General features: G+C 67.0%; 18 protein-coding genes. 6 read left to right on the top strand and 12 right to left on the bottom strand.

From position 1 onward, the window contains the following. Window positions 1–3 precede the first annotated feature (3 nt). From A5650_RS14305 to A5650_RS14295, 3 genes are all read left to right on the top strand, one after another. Window positions 4–870, top strand: coding sequence for a winged helix-turn-helix transcriptional regulator (locus A5650_RS14305; RefSeq protein WP_067292550.1), 867 nt, complete (start codon window positions 4–6; stop codon window positions 868–870). Between the two features lie 109 nt (window positions 871–979). Continuing rightward, window positions 980–1,429 (top strand): Hsp20/alpha crystallin family protein, encoded by a 450-nt coding sequence (locus A5650_RS14300; protein WP_067292369.1) that lies wholly within the window; start codon window positions 980–982, stop codon window positions 1,427–1,429. A 148-nt stretch (window positions 1,430–1,577) separates the two neighbouring features. Continuing rightward, the gene (locus A5650_RS14295) at window positions 1,578–4,862 is read left to right on the top strand and encodes a LuxR family transcriptional regulator (protein WP_067292365.1); all 3,285 of its coding nucleotides are present in this window, start codon (window positions 1,578–1,580) and stop codon (window positions 4,860–4,862) included. On the opposite strand, the gene A5650_RS14290 is transcribed toward A5650_RS14295, so the two are convergent. Next, window positions 4,853–5,473: a GNAT family N-acetyltransferase gene (locus A5650_RS14290; protein WP_067292362.1), complete on the bottom strand. Its 621-nt coding sequence runs from the start codon at window positions 5,471–5,473 to the stop codon at window positions 4,853–4,855. The genes A5650_RS14295 and A5650_RS14290 overlap by 10 nt on opposite strands. Next, complete coding sequence (locus A5650_RS14285; protein ID WP_067292358.1) at window positions 5,455–5,871, bottom strand: hypothetical protein; 417 nt, start codon at window positions 5,869–5,871, stop codon at window positions 5,455–5,457. Before A5650_RS14285 ends, A5650_RS14290 begins: the two co-directional genes overlap by 19 nt. Before the next feature lie 78 nt (window positions 5,872–5,949). Here A5650_RS14285 and A5650_RS14280 point away from each other — a divergent pair, with 78 nt between their 5' ends. Then, window positions 5,950–6,396: a cupin domain-containing protein gene (locus tag A5650_RS14280; protein ID WP_067292355.1), complete on the top strand. Its 447-nt coding sequence runs from the start codon at window positions 5,950–5,952 to the stop codon at window positions 6,394–6,396. A gap of 3 nt (window positions 6,397–6,399) precedes the next feature. Here A5650_RS14280 and A5650_RS14275 read toward each other — a convergent pair whose 3' ends face one another. Further along, entirely contained in the window at window positions 6,400–6,765 is a 366-nt protein-coding gene (locus tag A5650_RS14275) for an RNA-binding S4 domain-containing protein (protein WP_067292350.1), read from the bottom strand. Between the two features lie 117 nt (window positions 6,766–6,882). On the opposite strand from A5650_RS14275, the gene A5650_RS14270 reads away from it, so the two are divergent. Then, on the top strand, window positions 6,883–7,461 hold the full coding sequence (locus A5650_RS14270; RefSeq protein ID WP_067292346.1) for an SDR family oxidoreductase: 579 nt from the start codon (window positions 6,883–6,885) through the stop codon (window positions 7,459–7,461). 7 nt (window positions 7,462–7,468) lie between these two features. Here A5650_RS14270 and A5650_RS14265 read toward each other — a convergent pair whose 3' ends face one another. Continuing rightward, entirely contained in the window at window positions 7,469–8,242 is a 774-nt protein-coding gene (locus A5650_RS14265; RefSeq protein WP_067292343.1) for a VOC family protein, read from the bottom strand. 139 nt (window positions 8,243–8,381) lie between these two features. Then, a complete protein-coding gene (locus A5650_RS14260; RefSeq protein ID WP_067292339.1) occupies window positions 8,382–9,284 on the bottom strand; it encodes an amidohydrolase family protein in 903 nt (300 codons plus the stop codon). Window positions 9,285–9,288: 4 nt separating this feature from the next. On the opposite strand from A5650_RS14260, the gene A5650_RS14255 reads away from it, so the two are divergent. Beyond that, complete coding sequence (locus tag A5650_RS14255) at window positions 9,289–9,609, top strand: DUF1330 domain-containing protein (protein WP_067292335.1); 321 nt, start codon at window positions 9,289–9,291, stop codon at window positions 9,607–9,609. A 3-nt stretch (window positions 9,610–9,612) separates the two neighbouring features. Here the strand turns inward: A5650_RS14255 and A5650_RS14250 are convergent, their stop codons facing one another. The 7 genes from A5650_RS14250 to A5650_RS14220 are packed head-to-tail and all read right to left on the bottom strand — an operon-like array spanning window position 9,613 to window position 17,983. After that, the gene (locus tag A5650_RS14250; protein WP_067292332.1) at window positions 9,613–11,049 is read right to left on the bottom strand and encodes an aldehyde dehydrogenase family protein; all 1,437 of its coding nucleotides are present in this window, start codon (window positions 11,047–11,049) and stop codon (window positions 9,613–9,615) included. Window positions 11,050–11,076: 27 nt separating this feature from the next. Further along, window positions 11,077–12,792 (bottom strand): thiamine pyrophosphate-binding protein, encoded by a 1,716-nt coding sequence (locus A5650_RS14245; RefSeq protein ID WP_067292328.1) that lies wholly within the window; start codon window positions 12,790–12,792, stop codon window positions 11,077–11,079. A 20-nt stretch (window positions 12,793–12,812) separates the two neighbouring features. Continuing rightward, the gene (locus tag A5650_RS14240; protein ID WP_067292325.1) at window positions 12,813–13,760 is read right to left on the bottom strand and encodes an acyl-CoA dehydrogenase family protein; all 948 of its coding nucleotides are present in this window, start codon (window positions 13,758–13,760) and stop codon (window positions 12,813–12,815) included. Further along, the gene (locus tag A5650_RS14235) at window positions 13,757–14,962 is read right to left on the bottom strand and encodes an acyl-CoA dehydrogenase family protein (RefSeq protein ID WP_067292322.1); all 1,206 of its coding nucleotides are present in this window, start codon (window positions 14,960–14,962) and stop codon (window positions 13,757–13,759) included. The genes A5650_RS14240 and A5650_RS14235 overlap by 4 nt, the downstream gene beginning before the upstream one ends. Beyond that, window positions 14,959–15,885 carry a Gfo/Idh/MocA family protein gene (locus A5650_RS14230; protein ID WP_067292320.1) on the bottom strand — a complete coding sequence of 309 codons (927 nt, stop codon included), beginning with the start codon at window positions 15,883–15,885 and terminating at the stop codon, window positions 14,959–14,961. The genes A5650_RS14235 and A5650_RS14230 overlap by 4 nt, the downstream gene beginning before the upstream one ends. Next, window positions 15,882–16,799 (bottom strand): acyl-CoA dehydrogenase family protein, encoded by a 918-nt coding sequence (locus tag A5650_RS14225; protein WP_067292547.1) that lies wholly within the window; start codon window positions 16,797–16,799, stop codon window positions 15,882–15,884. The genes A5650_RS14230 and A5650_RS14225 overlap by 4 nt, the downstream gene beginning before the upstream one ends. Before the next feature lie 5 nt (window positions 16,800–16,804). Next, window positions 16,805–17,983: an acyl-CoA dehydrogenase family protein gene (locus tag A5650_RS14220; RefSeq protein ID WP_067292317.1), complete on the bottom strand. Its 1,179-nt coding sequence runs from the start codon at window positions 17,981–17,983 to the stop codon at window positions 16,805–16,807. Window position 17,984: the final 1 nt, after the last annotated feature.

Here is a 17,984-nt window from a genome sequence, read left to right as displayed (position 1 = left end):
CGCATGCTCGGGCTGCTCGGAGACGAGTGGACGCTGCTCGTCATGCAGCAGTCGCTGCTGGGGGCGACACGGTTCGGGGATTTCAAGGCCCGGTTGCCGATCTCGAACTCGGTGCTTGCCGGTCGGCTGCGAACGCTGACCACCGCGAGACTGCTCGAGCGGCGTCAATACCAGGACCGGCCACAACGTTTCGAGTACACCGGAACGCCCCGCGGTCGGTCGCTGTGGCCGGTGCTGCTGTCGATCTGGGAGTGGGAACGCCACTGGGTTCCCGATCACGCCGAGCCGTTACCCGCCATGCGCCACGCCGCGTGCGGCGCCGACTTCGTCCCGGTGGTGATCTGCCGTTCCTGCGGCGAGCGGGCCGACGACAAAGACGTTGTCCCACAGTGGGGTCCGAGCGGATCGTGGGAGCGGTCGGTGCCCGCAGCGACATCGACGCGTCGACGCTCGGAGTCCGACCAGCACGCCGCGGCCGGCCTCTTCCCGCAGACGATGAGCGTCATGGGCAACCGCTGGGGCTTCGCACTGCTGGTCGCGGCGTTCGTCGGCGTAGGACGGTTCACCGACTTCCAGTCCCAGCTCCGCGCGCCGCCCGGGTCTATCGCCGACCGATTGGCGATCTTCACCGCCAACGGCGTGCTCATCGACACCGGCAACCGATACGAACTCACCGAGAAGGGTCGCGCGCTGTTCCCGGTGCTGATCTCTGCGCTGCAGTGGGCCCAGCGGTGGTTCCCGGCCCCCGAGGGGCCCGCCGTCCTGCTGACCCACACTCCCTGCGGGAGCCCTTTCACCGCCGTTCTCGGGTGCAACCGATGTCGTCGACCGCTGGCCGGCGCCCAGGTCTCGACCGCCGTGATTACCTAGAAATTCTTCTAGCACTCTCTTGATGTGAGTGCTAAACTCGCTGGTGCGCACAGTGATTTGGCTGCCCGCCAGGGTGGCGGGCTCTGACATATGTAGGAGGTGGATTACTGTGCTTCGCTTTGATCCGTTCACCGAATTAGACGCTCTGACCCGGGGCCTGCTGACCAGCCAGACCGGATCAAACCGTTCCCCTCGGTTCATGCCGATGGACCTCTGCAAGGTCGACGACCACTACCTGCTGACCGCCGACCTCCCGGGCGTCGACCCCGGTTCGGTCGATGTCAGCGTCGACAACGGCACTCTGACCATCTCCGCACACCGCACGGCACGCTCGGATGACGGGGTGCAGTGGCTGGCAAACGAGCGGTTCTTCGGCACCTACCGCAGGCAGCTGAGCCTTGGTGAAGGCATTGATGCGTCCAAGATCTCGGCCACCTACGAAAACGGCGTGCTATCCGTGACCATCCCGCTGGCCGAGCGCGCCAAGCCGCGGAAGATCGACGTCGCCCACGGCGGCGGCCAGAAGTCGATCGAGACCACGACCGTCGAAGCCGGGTAACCGCACCTAGTCGAGGCTGCGGTCAGATCGCGTTCCGGTCCGGTCCTGCGATCTGACCGCAGTTTCGGCGCATCTACGCACCCTTCAGCGGCGGATCTACGCATCCGTGCCGATGTTTTGCGGTGCCGACGGCCGCACGCTGGCTAGCATGACTGGAATCGACGCGGCGCCGTTGAACTGGAGCGACTTGGGCGTGAGCGAGCTGGTACCGACCGGAACGGTGACGCTGCTGCTCGCGGACGTCGAGGGGTCGACCCGTCTCTGGGAGACCGAGCCCGATGAGATGACGGCAGCCTTCGCGAACCTCGATCGAACGTTGGACGAGGTCGTCCGCGTCCACAATGGCGTTCGGCCCATCGAGCAGGGTGAAGGCGACAGTTTTGTCATCGCTTTCGGCCGCGCCAGCGATGCGGTGGCATGCGCCCTCGATCTCCAGCGGACCGCCCTGGCGCCGATCCGGTTGCGCATCGGCCTGCACACCGGCGAAGTGCAATTGCGCGACGAGGCCAACTACATCGGACCCACCATCAACCGCACCGCGCGGATCCGAGACCTCGCGCACGGCGGACAGACCGTCTTAACCGCTACGACAACCGATTTGGTGGCCGACCGGTTGCCTGTCGACGCCTGGCTGGCAGAGCTCGGGACCCATCCCGTACGCGATCTGCCCCGACCCGAACGTGTGGTGCAGCTCTGCCATCCGGACATCCGTAACGAGTTTCCGCCGCTCCGCACAGCGAAAAACAAGCGCTCACATAATCTTCCGGCCCTGCTGACCAGCTTCATAGGCCGGGCTCAACAGCTCGAGGAGGTATGTGGGCTGCTTGCCGACAACCGCTTCGTCACCCTGACCGGAGCGGGTGGGGCCGGTAAGACCCGCCTCGCCATCGAGGCCGCGAACGTCCTGTCCGAGGACTTCGAGGACGGCCTGTGGTGGGTCGATCTGGCGGCTATCGCCGATCCAGCTGTCGTCACCCTGACGATCGCCCGCACACTCGGCCTACCCGATCAACCGGGACGGTCCCCGCTGGAGACGGTTCAGCGCTTCATCGGTGATCGCGAAGTCCTACTGCTGCTGGACAACTGCGAACACCTGCTGGACGCGTGCGGCGACGTGATCACGCGACTGCTGAACACCTGCCCCCGACTGACGATCCTGACCACCAGCCGCGAGCCAATCGGGGTATCCGGCGAGATCACCTGGCGGGTGCCCTCGCTGTCGTTGGAGGACGAAGCCGTCGCACTGTTCACGGAACGCGCGCAACGGGCGCGGCCCACATTCCATGCCGCGGGTGACGATCTTGAGTTGGTGGTGGACATCTGTCGGCGCCTGGACGGTATGCCGCTCGCGATCGAGTTGGCGGCGGCGCGTAGTCGCGCTTTATCGCTGCGCCAGATCGCGGACAGCCTCCACGACAGGTTCAGACTCCTCACCGGCGGCGCCCGAAACACCATGCGACGCCAACAGACCCTGCGCGCCTCAGTGGATTGGTCGCACGCGCTGTTGACGGAGCCCGAGCAGGTCCTGCTCCGCCGTCTGGGCGTGTTCATGGACGGCTTCGACCTCGGCGCTGCGCGCGCTGTCGCGGCCACCAGTGAGGCCGAGGAGTTTCAGATTCTCGACCAGCTGACCCTGCTCGTCGACAAGTCGCTCGTGACCGCCGACGAAGAATCGGACACGATGCGGTATCGCCTGCTCGAGACCGTTCGCCAATACGCACTCGAAAAGCTGACCGAGTCTGGCGAGGCCAATTCGATGCGCGGCCGCCATCGTGACCACTACGTCACGACGGCGACCCAGCTGGAAGGCGACGAACGGCTCCTCGACTGGGCCGAGCGGGAGACCGGCAACCTCCGGGCGGCGCATGCCTGGAGCATCGACTGCGGAAAGTTCGCGCCCGCCCTGCGGCTGACCTCGGCTCTGCAGCGGCTGTGGGAGGCGCGCGGCAGAATGCGCGAGGGGATCGCCGCGTTTGATGTGGCGTTCAACGACAAGCGCTACCGGGACGACGACGTCGGTCCTGCCGTCTGGGCGCGTGCCGTCGCGGACAGAAGCATCCTGACTGCTTGGACCGCCGACGAGGCGAGCCTGGAGCGCGGCGAGGAGGCGCTGGCGGCAGCCCGGGCCTTGGGAGATCCGGGGCTCATTGCGTCCTGCCTGGCCGCTTGCGGTGGACTTGCCTACTACAAGCCGGACGTGTCCCAAGCGTACTGGTCCGAAGCGATCCATATTGCGCGCAACATCGGCGATCGATCGAGGCTGTGCTACTTTCTGAGCTGCTTGGCCGTCGCCACCAACGTAGCTGGGATTCCCATCGCCTCGCGGATGGCTGCGGAGGAAGGTCGTGAGGTCGCGGACGCCATCGGCGACGGCTTCGTGTCGCGGCATTGTCGGATCTGGCTCGCCACCGCGATGGCGTGGTGCGGCGGGATACCGGGAGCCGACGAGGTGATCCGGGGAGTCAGCGCTGAGGCGCGCGCGGCCGGCGAGCGGATGCTCGAGCTGTTCGCACAGGTCTGTGAGAGCAGCTGGCTCGCGTACGAGGGAAAGGCTTCGGAGGCTCGGCTCAGAGCCGAAGACGCGCGCGAAACGTCGATCGCGATGGGCGGATTCCACGAAGAGCTTATGCACACCACCTCGGGAATCGCAGCCTTGGCGGCTGGAGACCACGTCGAGGCGAAGGCAGCTTTCGAGGCGGCGCTGGCCCTTGCCACCCCCGAGCGAATCTCTTATATACGTTCACTGACCCCGATGACCCTCGCGCTGTTGGGTTGCGGCGAACTGGCCGCCGCTCGCAAGTGGGCCGACGAGACCATCGCCCTGACGGCCGGGAACTACCGACAGAACGTCACCGTGGCGCGAGCCCACGTCGCGCTGGCCCAGGGGGAGGTCGACCAAGCCGAGCGGGACGGCCACGACGCCCTGATACTCGCCAAAGACACCGGCTCGTTCGTGCACGTGCCCGAAGTGCTCGAAGCCCTAGGGCGGTGCGCGGTTCATGACGGCAACCACCGGCACGCGGCCCGGCTCTTCGGCGCGGCCACAGCCGGCCGCAGCGTGATGAGCGTAGCGCGGTGGCCGGTATACGCGATCGGCTACAACGGAGCGGTCGCCGCTGCCCGAGAAGCACTGGGCGACAACGCCTTCGATGAGGTCTGGTCGGAGGGTGCGGCGCTGAGCATCGAGGAGGCCATCGCCTACGCCCAGCGCGGACGGGGAGAACGCAGGCGACCCTCGAGCGGTTGGGAGTCGCTCACGCCAACCGAGCGAGACGTCGTGCGCCACGCCGTCGACGGCCTGGGCAACAAGGACATCGCCGAGCGCATGTTCATCTCGCCGCGCACCGTGCAGACACATCTGACCCACGTCTACGCCAAGCTCGGATGCGCCTCACGAATCCAGCTGATCCAAGAGGCCGCGCGTCACGCGTGACGGCTCAACCGGTACTGCAGGTTGTTTCGCACGGCCGGCCATTCGACGTCGAGGATTGAGTACACGACGGTGTCGCGGCGCGACCCGTCGGGCAGCACCTGGTGGCTGCGCAGGATTCCGTCCAGCTTGGCACCGAGCCGCTCGATGGCCGCGCGGCTGATCATGTTGAAGAAGTGGGTGCGGAACTCAACTGCGACACAACCGAGTTCGTCGAACGCGTGACCGAGCATCAGCAGCTTGGTCTCGGAGTTGACACCGCTACGCCGCGCCGAGGCCACGTACCACGTATTGCCGATCTCGAGCCGCCGGTTGGGTGCGTCGACGGCCATGAAACTCGACGACCCCACCAGTGTTCCGTCGGGACGCCGCACCACGAACGTCAACCCGGTGTCGGGGGTCTGCACCGCCAGTCGGGCGTCCACCCACCGCTCGACGTCTTCTGGTGCGGGCGCTGCGGTGAACCACAACCGGCCGAGTTCACCGTCGGCGGCGACCGCCGCGATCTCCGAGACATGCTCGCGGCGCAGCGGTTCCAGGGTCACCCAGCGGTCGCCGGTCAGACCGACAGGCTGGACGAAACCGCTTCCGCCGTCTACCCGACCGTCGCCCACGAGGCCACCATCGCCCAGACGGACAGGACGGCCGCGACCACAGCCACGGCAGCGCCGATATAGAGCCCGTAACCCGCGGACACGGGCGAGTACACGTAGAGGCGGTAATACCACACCGCCAGCACCACCAACAGAACCGAAATCGCCAGCGCGGCAGTCGATGCGAGGCGAGCCGAGAAGCCGCGGGCCGACATCGCCCCCGCGACGATCAAGAACGACGCCAGCAGCACGATCAGCTGGCCCACCCCGAAGCCCGGCTTCGGCGCCGGCAGGTCACCGAAGATCCCACCGATCGCACTGACCCGGCCGCCATTGGCAGTCAACCACGGCAGCCATGCGCTCACGGACACGATCGCCCCGCACAAGGCGACCAGCCATCCGGGGCGCACGCGCGACATGCCACGAGCCTATCGGCTGGATCGCGCCGAAACGGTCTCTAGTCTTGAGTGTCCGACACCGAAAAGGCAGGTACTTCAATGACCGATCTTCCGGATTGGGCACAACGCCTCGACCTGTCGCCCCATCCGGAGGGCGGCTGGTACAGGGAGACGTGGCGCAGCGACCTCACGGTGCCGCAGTCCGCGCTGCCGCCGGCGTACACCGGCCCGCGCAGTGCGGGCACCGCGATCCTCTTTCTGTTGATGCCGGGTCAGCAGTCGGCGTGGCACACCGTACGCAGCGCGGAACTGTGGTTGTTCCACACGGGCAGCCCACTGCTGCTCGAGGTCGGACCCGAACAGGACCGTGCCGCAGCGCATCTGCTGGGCACCGACATCCTCGCCGGTGAGCAGCCCCAGTTCGTCGTTCCGCCGGGCCACTGGCAGCGCGCCCGCCCCCGCGACGACGAGCCGAGCCTCGTCAGCTGCGTGGTGGTGCCGGGCTTCGATTTCGCCGACTTCGAACTCGCGGCTCCTACCGGCTGAACGTCATCGCAAGCCCGCGCGCAGCCTGTCGAGCATCCGGCGGTCCCGCTTGGTCGGCCGCCCAGCACCGCGGTCGCGGGCCGCAAACTGCACCGTCTCGGTCACCGGTGGCTTCGGCGTCCGGTCGAGGTAACACGTCGACGCGTCAGCCGCGCCCACCCGCTTCTGGATCACGCGCAGCACCTCGACGACGCGGGTCGTCTGCCCGATTCGAGCCCGAACCTCGTCGCCGGGCGACACCATGGTCGCCGGCTTGGCGGGTCGACCGTTGACCCGGACGTGCCCGCCGCGGCATGCCTCCGCGGCATCTGGCCTGGTCTTGACCAGCCGGACCGACCACAACCACCTGTCTATGCGGGTCGACTCCACGTCACCATCATGAACCCTCGACGGCGACCTTATTGTGACCTTATTTCTGCCTTATTTTTCTTAGAAAGAGGTGTACGGTGAGTCCACGCGGGCGCTCAGCGACGGAAGGAGCCCGACATGGATCACGATCCCGAACGCATCGTTCTGGTCACCGGCGGCTCGAGGGGCCTCGGCGCACGGGTCGCGCGCCAGCTCGGCAGCGTGGACACTCACGTCGTCGTGACGCGCGACGTCTCCGACGAGGTCGAATCCGCGGAGGTGATCGACGGCATCGCATCGCGCTTCGGCCGGTTGGACACCTTGATCCTCAACTCCTCGGATGCGCTCGACACCGGGGCGGATCCCCAGTGCGCGATGCGTCTGAACCGCGACGCCCAACGGCGCCTCGCGCTGGCGGCGCTGCCATTGATGCCGGTCGGCGGTCGGATCGTGTTCGTCACCAGCCACCAGGCCCACTTCTTCCCCGACAAAGCGGTGCCCAAGGGCTATACCGCCGTCGCGGCGAGCATGCGGGCCGGCGAGACCGCCCTGCTGACAAGGCGTTCGGAGTTCCGCCAAGCCGGCGTTCAGCTCACGGTGGTGTCCGGCGACATGAGCCACATGACGTTCGCCGACGCGGTCGTCGAAGCGGCCACCACGCCGAACCCGGCGAGCATCGTGTTCGTCGGCAGGACCGACTACTTGATGACCGCCTGACGCTCGCTCACTGCAACGAGCTCAGGTTGAAGGCCGCGCCGGTGCAATCAGCCACCGCGGCCAAACGCCCGTAGGGTGTGTCCTCGGCGTCGCGGATAACGCTGCCACCGTTGTCGAGTACCAGTTGCACGGTCTTGTCGACCTCATCGGCGCCGAGGAAGAAATTCCAGTTCGACGGCTGTTCCGCGGGCAGGAACGCGCTGCCGTCCATCAGGCCCAGTAGCGCCTCGCCGTCGAAGCTCACTGTGCTGTACCGGAATTCGTCGGTGTCGGATACCGTGTCGAACTGCCACCCGAACAGCTCGCGATAGAACCGTTGGGTCACGGCGTAGTCGCGGCCGGTCCACTGGAAGTACACCGGCGCGCCGTGCTCGTTGACGATCTCGAATCCGCGGTGCCCGCCTGTCTGCCACAGCCCGACGAACGCCCCGCTGGGGTCGGACAGCATTCCCATCCAACCCTTGTCCTGGATCTCCATGACGGGTGCTCCGCAGGTGGACGCTCCCGCGGCGATCGCGGCATCGAGCGTGGCTTTGGCGTCGGTGGTGTGGAAGTACGTGGTCCAGCCGTCGGGGCTGTTCCACTGCGGATCGTTTGGCATCACGCCGGCGATCGGCCTGCCGTCCTTGGACGCGGTGACGTAGCCGCCGAACTCGGGGCCCGCCGACTCGAACGTCCAGCCGAACACCTCTGCGTAGAAGGCTTGCGATCGTTCGACGTCCGAGGACGCCAGGTCGATCCAGATCGGGGCGCCCACAGGGGCGGAATTGCGGACGGGCACGGCGGTCTCCTTCGCGGCGAGTGGTCAGTCACCGGTGCAGACCGCCGTCGGCTCGAAAACTCATCGCTGTCGTTGGCGAGCAGACGTCAAACTGCCCAAAATCGCCCGCGAAAAGGGACTGTTTTGCGTCTGCTCGCGGTCAAGAGGTGACGCCGAGGACGCGCAGCGCGTTGTCCTTGTAGATCAACGATTGCACCGCCGGGTCGACGTCGAGGGTCTCGAAGTCGCTGCGCCATCGGTCGATCTGGATGTACGGGAAGTCCGTCCCGAACAGGACCTTCGTTCGCAGCTGCCTGCTCATCGCACGGACCAGCTGCGGCGGGAAGTACTTCGGGCTCCAGCCGGACAGGTCGATGTACACGTTGGCCTTGTGGGTGGCGATCGCGATCTGCGAGTCGACCCACGGCACCGCGGGGTGAGCCATCACGATCGTCAGGTCCGGGAAGTCGGCGGCGACGTCGTCGAGCAGCATCGGATCGGAGTAGCGCAGCTTGATGCGGTGCCCGCCGGGCAGCCCCGACCCCATCCCGGTCTGACCTGTGTGGAACAACGCGGGCAGGCCGGCCTCGGTGATCGCCTCGTAGATGGGGTAGAAGCGACGATCGTTGGGTTCGAACGCCTGCATGCTCGGATGGAACTTGAAGCCCTTGACCCCGTAGTCGCGGACGAGTTCGTGGACCCGGTGCACGGCACGACGCTCGTGCCACGGGTCGACGCTGCCGAACGGGATCAGCACGTCGTTGTTGCGCGCGGCGCCCGCGACGAGGTCCTCGATCGAGTTCGGGGTGTGCCGCATCGCGGTCCGCGCGTCGATGGTGAACACCACGGCAGCGGTGTTGTGCCGCCTATACAGATCGGCGATCGCGTCGACGCCGGCTGTCGCGCCGGGCGGCATCTTGAAATACTTCGAGGTCGCCTCGACGAGCTCGTCGACGTAGGCCCTGTGGCCATGACCGTCGATCTCGACGTGGGTGTGGATGTCGACCGCTGCGATGCTCGCGAAATCGATGCCGTATTCGTACTTCTCGCCGCGTACCGTCACCTAGGTGACGATATATGCGCTGAACCTCTTCGACGTCGCCGACCGCGACGAGTATCTCGCCTATTCGCGGCGCTCCCCCGCGGAGGTCGCCAAGCACGGCGGTCGCGTCGTCGCCCTCGGGCAATTCAGCGAGGCCGTCCTCGGCGACATCGAGCCCCGCAAAGTACTGATCCTCGTTGAGTGGGACTCCCGCGACGCGTTCGACGGCTACTGCAACGACCCCGAACTCGCCGACCTCCACGCCCACCGGGAGAACGGGTCATCGTCCTACATCTGGCACCTGTTCGACCGCCTGGACGACCTGCGGCCGCTGCTCAAGCCGTGACGGTCACCCGGCGGCGGCCTCCGGCGCGTAGCCCAGCGCGGCCTTGATCTCCAGGAACTCGTCGAACGCGAAGTGTCCCCATTCGCGACCGTTGCCGCTGCGCTTGTACCCGCCGAACGGTGCGGCCATGTCGAAGCCGTGGTTGATGGCCACCGAACCGGCCCGGATCCTGCGCGCGACCGCGCGCGCTTTCTCCAGGTCGGCTCCCGAAACATAGCCGGCGAGACCGTATTCCGTGTCATTGGCGATCTCGAGTGCCTGGTCGAGGTCGTCGTAGCCGAGGATGCACAGCACCGGGCCGAAGATCTCTTCGCGGGCGATCGTCATGTCGTTGGTGACGTTGGCGAACACCGTCGGCTTGACGTAGTAGCCCTTGCTCAACCCGTCGGGTCGTCCGGTGCCGCCGATGGCGACGGTCGCGCCCTCGTCGATGCCCTTCTGGATCAGGCCCTGGATCTTGTCGAACTGCGCCTTGGACGCGACCGGGCCGATCGCGGTCTTGTCGCCAGGGTCGCCGACCTTGACCGCGCCCGCCACCTCGCGGGCGATCGTGATCGCTTCGTCCATACGTGAGTTCGGTACCAGCATGCGCGACGGCGCGTTGCAGCTCTGGCCGCTGTTCATCATCATCACCGAGACGCCAGCGGTGACGCTCTTGGCGAAGTCGTCGTCGTCGAGCACGATGTTCGGGCTCTTGCCGCCGAGTTCCTGGGTGACCCGCTTGACCGTCAGCGCGGCGTTCTTCGCGACGTCGACACCGGCGCGCGTCGACCCGGTGAACGACACCATGTCGATGTCGGGATGGGACGACAACGCCGCGCCGACACCGGGTCCGTCGCCGAACACCAGGTTGTACACCCCGGCGGGAACGCCTGCCGCATCGAGGATCTCGGTGAAGATCTGACCCGAGTACGGTGCGACCTCCGACGGTTTGAGCACCATCGTGCAACCCGTGGCCAACGCGGGGAACACCTTGCAGGCGATCTGGTTGATCGGCCAGTTCCACGGCGTGATCAGCCCACACACCCCAATCGGCTCCTTGACCACCAACGTGGCCCCGTGCTGCTCCTCGAACTCGAAGTTCTTCAACACCTCGATAGCCGTGGCGAGGTGCCCGAGCCCGAGGTTGACCTGGGGTCCGGAGGCCAGCGACGCCGGCGCGCCCATCTCCTCATTGACCGCGTCGGCGAGGTCGCCCGCGCGCTTCTGGTACTCGCCCATGATCGCCTGCAGCAGGTCGAGACGCTCGTCGCGGCTGGACTGCGACCAGGTGTCGAAGGCCCGGCGGGCGGCCTGCACCGCCACGTCGACGTCGGCCGAGGAACCGATCGCGATCTTGCCGGAGACCTGTTCGGTGGTCGGATTGTCGACCTCGAGGGTGTTGGGCCGGATCGGGTCGACCCACTGGCCGTCGATGTAGAACTTGAGATATTCGCGCATGCCCCTACTCTTCCCTAGATCGCGGCCCTACTGGGTGCCTTCCGCATACCAGGTGCGGAATCGGTCGTATTTCGGCATCTCCTCGGAGTTGGCCTTCGGGTCGATGCAGACGTGCACGACGGCGGTCTTGCCGCTGGCGAACGCCCGCTTGATCGCCGGGCCGATCTCGTCGTCCTTCTCGACATACTCGCCGTGGCATCCGAAGCCCTCGGCGACCTTGTCGAGCCGGACGTCCTTGCTCCAGTGCACACCGGGTTGCGGCGACGGCTGTTCGAAGGTGCGCTTGTAGACGCCGACCTCCAGGCCCCACTGGTGATCCACGCCGACGACGCAGACCAGCGGCACGTTCTCGCGGGCCGCGGTCTCGAGTTCGGCGATGTGGAACAGGAACGCCGAATCGCTGGTGAGCAGCATGACCGGGCGGTTGCGGCCCTCGGCGACCGAGGCGCCGACGGCATACGGCAGGCCGGTGCCGAGATGACCGAAGTTTTGGTTCCAGATCACGTCTCGCGGTTTGGTCTGCGAGTACGTCCACTGGAAGATCACAGTGGCGCCGCCGTCGCGCACGAGGATGCCGTCCTCGGTGCATTCGTCGAACGCCTTGGTGGCCTCGACGACGTAGCGGGCCGGGTGGATCGGCGCTCGGCCGCTGGGGGCCTCTTCGGCAACGCGCGCAATCTCGGCGGCGTCGGCCTTGATCAGGGCGTCGAGTTCGGCCGACGGGGTGCGCGGGGCGTCGCGCAGGGCCTCGACCAATTGTGGCACCACCCCGCGCAGATCGCCGACCAGCGGCACGTCGATCGGCCGGTTGACACCGATGGCGGTCGGATCCTGTTCCACTAGAATCCATTTGCGGTTAGCGTCGTTGTCCGCCCAGTGCTGAGTGCGGCCGTAGTGCATGGGTTCGCCGAGTTCGGTGCCCAGCGCCAGGCACAGATCGGACGTCTCGACGGCTTCGTTGGCGGCCGGTGAGAACAGGTACGGGAAGGTGCGGTCCTGCAGACCCGGGATGAACGAAGTCCCGCCCGACGTCTGGATCACCGGGCACGCCATCAGTTCGGCGAGCTCCCTGACCTGTTCCTGGGTGCGCGAGGTGTGAACGCCGTGGCCCACCAACAGAATCGGGTTCTTCGCCGCCTTGATCAGCGCGACCGCCTCGGCGACCTCACGATCGCCCGCGGACTGGTTGACGAGCCGATACCGGTGTGGCGGCAACGGGTCCGGCACGTCGAGTTCTTCGAGAATGACGTGCGACGGATATTCGATGTAGCTGGGACCCGGCGTGCCCGACATGGACTGGCGGATGGCTTCGCGGATGATTTCGTCGGTCTGGTCGGCGTATTCGATCGAGCTGCTGTACTTGACCGACGGCGCGAAAAGCCCCTCCTGCTGGACGAACTGGATGCGACCGCGCCGGACCCTGCGTTCGGTGATGCGGGCGCGCTGTCCGCCGAGGAAGATGACGGGCGAGTTCTCGACGAGCGCGCACTGGATCGCCCCCGCGATGTTGGCCATGCCGGGTCCGAGCGTTCCGATGCACAGCCCCGGCTTACCGGTCATCCGTGACGCCGCCTCGGCCATGAACCCTGCACTCAGCTCGTGGTGCGGCGCGACGACCGACCAGCCGCGGGCGTCGGCCTCGGTGAACATGTGCACGAAGTTGGGGTCTGGGATGCCGAACAGTGTGTTGACGCCCTCGGCCTCGAAGAGGTCGAGAATGCGCTTGTATACGGGTACGCCCACGGGGAAACTCCTTGCCTTCTCTATAGATAGCGTTGTGCTAGTCGTTTTCGGTGTTCGGACGGGGCGCCGAACAGTGATCGGTTGAGGGTGGCGCGTTTCAGGTAGACGTGGATGCCGCTCTCCCACGTGTATCCGATGCCACCGTGCAGTTGCATGGCCTTGCCGGCGATGTCGACGGCGGCCGAGCACGCGTACGACTTGGCCATGGCGACGGCGACCGCGGAGTCCGGCGAGTCCTCCGCGACGGCCCGTACCGCGGCGCTGACGAGTTGGCGGGACACCGAGACTGCGACCAGCATGTCGGCGCATGCGTGCTTGACGGCCTGAAATGAGCCGATGGCCCTGCCGAACTGGTGTCGAACCTTCACATACCCGACGCTCGCAGCGAGCATGGCCTCGCTGAGGCCGAGGCTGTCACAGGCGATGGCCGCGGACGCCCGGTCGCGCAGTCGCTGCGGGCCGTCGTCGCCGACGAACGGCAGGGTTTCGGTGGCCGCGGCGTCCAGTTCAACGGCGGCGAGCCTGCGCGTCTCGTCGACCACCGGCCGCGGCGTGGCCTGTCGCTCCGTTACCGCGACGCCGCGGTCCGTGACAATCAGGATGCGGTCGGCGCCCTCGGCGTCGAGTACGAAGTCGTATGGTTCCATCGCGACGGCCACCCGGGCCGTGCCGTCGGCGATCCCGGTCAGCAGTTTGTCGCGAGAAGCGCTCGGCTGCACCGCGTTCAGGGCACCGACGGCGAGCACGGCGCTGCCGAGGAAGCTGGTCGCGCTCGCGGCACGGCCGATCTCCTCGCAGATCACCGCTACTTCGGCGAACGACGCGCCGGCCCCGCCGAACTCCTCGGGCACCTCGAGCCCGGCCCAGCCCGCGTCCACCAGCGTCGCCCACTCAACGGTGCGGTCCTTCGCGAGCAGATCGCCCGCCACGGAGCGCAACTCGTCATGGAATTCGGTGAAGTCAGTCATCGGGCCCCACCCGATTCTCGCGGTGACACGAGGTCCCGCTCGGGCATCGGTTCTCGCGGCAGCCCCAGTCCGCGCTCGCCGATGATGGTGCGCTGGATCTCGCTCGCCCCGCCGGGGATCGTCCACTCCCACGACCCGATGAAGTCGAGAACCCAGGCGCCGGACTCCCAGCCGCTCGACATCGGCTTGGCCAATTCGGTGTGGGCGGGCAACCCGCCGATCTCCGCGCCGAAGTCGGTCATGCGCTGCAGGAGCTCGCTGTAGAACAGCTTGACGATCGAGGCGTCGGCGGGGCTCGCCGACCCTTTCTCGTTGTCCTCGACGAGCTTTCGGCACAATCCCCGTAGGCCGGTGAGTTCGGTTTCGAACTGCGCGAGCCGGTCGGCGACGACGGGGTCATCGACCGGAGCACCCTCGGCCAGCCAGCGGAACCCCGCGTTGCCCAGCCGCTCGGCGAGTTCGAGCATCGTCATCCCGCGCTCGGCGCCGAGGGTCGCCTGGGCAACCCGCCAACCGTCGTGCTCCGCGCCGATCAGGTTGACGGCGGGGATACGAACGTCGTTGAGGAAGATCTCGCAGAAGTGCGAGTCGCCGATCGCGTTGCGGATGGGTCGGACCTCGACGCCTGGCGTCGTCATGTCCAGCAGGAAGTACGAAATGCCCTTGCGCTTGGGTGCATCGGGGTCGGTGCGGGCCAGCAGCAGACACCAGTCCGCGTGCTTGCCGCCGCTCGCCCAGAGTTTCTGGCCACTGACGACGAAGTAGTCGCCCTCCTTGCGCGCGGTGGTGCGCAAGCTCGCGAGGTCGGAACCCGCCTCCGGTTCGGAGAAGCCCTGCACCCAGATCTCGCCGTCGAGGATCGCCGGTAGGTGCCGTTGCCGCTGCTGGTCGGTCCCGGCGACCAACAGCGTGGAGGCGGCGTGGTGAATTCCGACGAAGGCGAGGACCAGTCGCGGCGCATCGTGTGCGGCCAACTCCTGGTACAGCACCACCTGCTCGGCCACTGACATGCCGCCGCCCCATTCGGCGGGCCAGTGAGGGACGGCGAAGCCCGCGCTGTGCAGTTCGGCGAACCACGCCTTCTGGAATGCCACGAACTGCTCGTCACTTGTGCCCGTTTGGGTTTCTCGCCAGTCCGGTGGGATGTGCTCGACGCACCACTGCCGCACGTGTTGCCGAAAACGATCGAGGGCCGCGCTCATAGACGAACCGCCTTGGTGCGCAGGAGGTCCATGGCGCGCGCGACGGCCAGACCGTCGTCGAAGGACGGGGCGATCTGTGTGCCGGTGCGCAAGGCGTCGGCGACGTGGCCGAAGAACGCCGACAGCGCGGGCGGTGGTGAGCGCCGCGGCGGTGCAGCGAACTCGACGGTCTCGGGGTCGACACGTGCGCGGCGCACCACGAGCGTCGTGTCGCCTGCGAGCTCGACGGTGCCGTCGCTGCCGAGCAGCGTGACCGACGGAGCCGTCGGCACTGCCGCGGCGAAGCCGGTGTCGTGAGTGGCCGTGCAGCCGTTCGCCATCGCGAACCACGCCGCATACGCGTCTTCTGCAGTGGCCGACTCGGGCGATCCGTCGATGCGGGTGACTCCGCCGCAGTCGGTGATCTCGCTGTCGAAGAGCCAACGGGTGAAGTCGATCAGATGGGAGCCGTAGGCGCCGACCCATCCGCCGCCGAGGTCGCGGTCGTTGATCCAGCCGAACTTGCGGCCGCGCAGTCCGCTCCCGAAGAACGTCCACTGAAGATGTTTGGGTGTGCCGATCGTCCCGTCGGCGGCCAGTTCCTTGAGCCGTGTCCACGATTCGTTGAATCGGAACTCGAAGTTGAGGAAGTGCAGCACGCCCGCTTCGCGGGCCCTGTCGCGCATCAGCGCCGCCTCGTCGGCGTTTCGCCCGAACGGTTTGTCGCACAACACCGCATGCCCGTGTTCGATCGCGGCGGTGACGTGCTCGAGGTGCAGAAACGGAGGTGAGTGCACCGAGACCAGGTCGACGTCTGAGGCCAGCGCCGCCTCGACTGCGGCCCCGTCGCGCGGGCTGACGACCTCGACATCGAAGCCGAGCCCGGCGTATGCGGGTGCCGCAGCGTGCTTGCCGAACCCGGTGCCGATCACCGCGATCTTCATGCGTACAACCCCGTCAGTCCTGCGCCTCCCGCCGCGCGGGTCAGCGCGTCGCGTGTCGCGGACAACCCGAGCGGCAGCCGCCGCAGCGGTTGGCTGTAGCGCGACAGCCACGACAGAGTGGTCTCGTCGCAGAATCCGACCGCGCCGTGCAGCTGATGGCACACGCGGAAGACGACTTCGGCGGCCTCGAGCGCCGACATCCGCAGCGCCAGAGCGTCGGTGAGCGCCTCGGGACGTGCGGTGGCGATGCTCCACAGCGCATACTTGGCCAGGATGTCGAGTCCGTTGCGTTCGACCTCGGCGTCGGTCAGCTGGAACTGCACGCCCTGAAACGACGAGAGCGTCTGGCCGAACTGCTTGCGCAGCCTGACGTGGGCAACCGTCAGCTCGATCGCCCGGTCGAGCATGCCGAGCAGCGTCCAGCAGGGCAGCACCAACCCGAGTGCGACATCGGCGGCGCCCTGCTCATCGACGGCGGCCGTCTGCAGCTCTGAGACGAAGCCCGGCCCGGCGGGTCCGACGTCGGTGACCGTGCCGCGCATACCATCGAGTGTGACTGTCGTCCAACGGTTCTTGAGCCCGGCCACTGCGCCGGCGGGTCGGGTACCCGACACTACGATCAGGCCGTCGATGTCGAGGTCGGTAGGGGCGGCCAGTCGTTCGGCGACCGGATAGGGCAGCGCCCAATATCCGGCGCTGCGGCAGAGCGCGGCCGCTGCTTCCAGGCCGTCGGCGTCGTTGCGCGCATCGAGTTCCCAGGCGCCGATCCCCGCGAGGCTAGGACCGACCAACGACTCGCGCGCTTCGGGTTTGGCCTCGGCCTGCTGGACCAGCTGATCGCCACCGGCGGCCTCGAACGCCCGAAGCGCTTCGCGGCCATACTCTTTGGCGTCGTCGGACAGGTCCAGGATCATCTCGCTCACTTCGTGGCCGCCAACAACGCACGCGACAGCAGGATCCGCTGCATCTCGATGCTGCCCGACGACACCGTCGAAGCCTGTGAGTACTTCCAATGGTCCTCGACTTCGCCGAGGAACCACGAGGCCTTCGGATGGTCGTGCGACACCTCGGCCGCATCATCCTCGCGCGGCACTTCTGCCGCTATGTCCATCAGCACTTCCGCGCTGTCCTGGTCGAGTTTGGTGACCGCGATCCGGTAGGCCGCGGCGTCGCCCGGTTGAATGCGGCCGCTGCTCTGCAGCGACACCACCCGGTAGGCCATCAGACGGGCCCGCCGGCAGTGCGTCAACATCCGGATCCATCGCCCGCGCAGTTCGGCGGGCAGTTCATCCCACCGGTCGCCGAGAACCGCCGGCGCCGCCGCGAGCAGCCGTTCGCAGCGCGCATAGCGGGCGATGCCGACGCGCTCGAAGGCCATCACGTCCTGTACCACCGTCCAGCCCTGGTCCACCGTCCCGAGCACATCGGCCTCGGTGACGCGCAAGTCGTCGAAGAACACCTCGTTGAGGTGGTGCGGACCCATCATGCACCGGATCGGCCGCACTTGGATCGCCGGATCATCCATGGGCACAAGGAAGATCGTCAAACCCTGCTGTTTCTTCTCGCCCCGAGAGGTCCGCGCAAGCAGGAAGCACCATTGCGCCATGGTGGCGTAGGACGTCCAGATCTTCTGCCCGCTGACCAGCCATCCGTCACCATCGCGCCGGGCGGCGGTACGCAGTGAGGCGAGGTCGGATCCGGCTTCGGGTTCGGAGAATCCCTGGCACCAGATCACTTCACCACGCGCGATCGGCGGAAGGTGTTTGCGCTGCTGCTCTTCGGTGCCGTGCCGCATGATGATCGGACCGACCCAGTTGACGCCCATGTACTGCGCGCCGCGCGGTTCGTGGTGTGCCCACATCTCCTCGCGGACCACCGTCTGCTCCCATACCGAAGCCCCGCCACCGCCGAACTCCTTGGGCCAAGCCAGGCAGAGCAATTCGCGTTCGGCAAGCGTGCGGCAGAACCGTTGGGCGATCTCGAGGTCGTTGGGGTCGTCGGTGAAGGCGCCGAGATAATCCTGCGGCACATGCTCTTTGACCAGAGCGCGCAGGTCACTGCGCAGTTCCGCGGCCTCCTGCCCCATCTCGAAATTCATG

The organism is Mycobacterium sp. 1164985.4 (assembly GCF_001668575.1).
Taxonomy (GTDB): Bacteria; Actinomycetota; Actinomycetes; order Mycobacteriales; family Mycobacteriaceae; genus Mycobacterium.
Note: the sequence above shows the minus strand (reverse complement) of the source record. Positions and strands in the feature narration are given on the sequence as shown.

Excerpts from the sequence above, each read along its gene's own strand:
- A5650_RS14305 (WP_067292550.1), top strand. The coding sequence starts at position 4 with ATGCTCGGGCTGCTCGGAGACGAGTGGACGCTGCTCGTCATGCAGCAG.
- A5650_RS14295 (WP_067292365.1), top strand. The coding sequence starts at position 1,578 with ATGACTGGAATCGACGCGGCGCCGTTGAACTGGAGCGACTTGGGCGTG.
- A5650_RS14285 (WP_067292358.1), bottom strand. The coding sequence starts at position 5,871 with ATGTCGCGCGTGCGCCCCGGATGGCTGGTCGCCTTGTGCGGGGCGATC.
- A5650_RS14280 (WP_067292355.1), top strand. The coding sequence starts at position 5,950 with ATGACCGATCTTCCGGATTGGGCACAACGCCTCGACCTGTCGCCCCAT.
- A5650_RS14270 (WP_067292346.1), top strand. The coding sequence starts at position 6,883 with ATGGATCACGATCCCGAACGCATCGTTCTGGTCACCGGCGGCTCGAGG.
- A5650_RS14250 (WP_067292332.1), bottom strand. The coding sequence starts at position 11,049 with ATGCGCGAATATCTCAAGTTCTACATCGACGGCCAGTGGGTCGACCCG.
- A5650_RS14240 (WP_067292325.1), bottom strand. The coding sequence starts at position 13,760 with ATGACTGACTTCACCGAATTCCATGACGAGTTGCGCTCCGTGGCGGGC.
- A5650_RS14235 (WP_067292322.1), bottom strand. The coding sequence starts at position 14,962 with ATGAGCGCGGCCCTCGATCGTTTTCGGCAACACGTGCGGCAGTGGTGC.
- A5650_RS14230 (WP_067292320.1), bottom strand. The coding sequence starts at position 15,885 with ATGAAGATCGCGGTGATCGGCACCGGGTTCGGCAAGCACGCTGCGGCA.
- A5650_RS14225 (WP_067292547.1), bottom strand. The coding sequence starts at position 16,799 with ATGATCCTGGACCTGTCCGACGACGCCAAAGAGTATGGCCGCGAAGCG.
- A5650_RS14220 (WP_067292317.1), bottom strand. The coding sequence starts at position 17,983 with ATGAATTTCGAGATGGGGCAGGAGGCCGCGGAACTGCGCAGTGACCTG.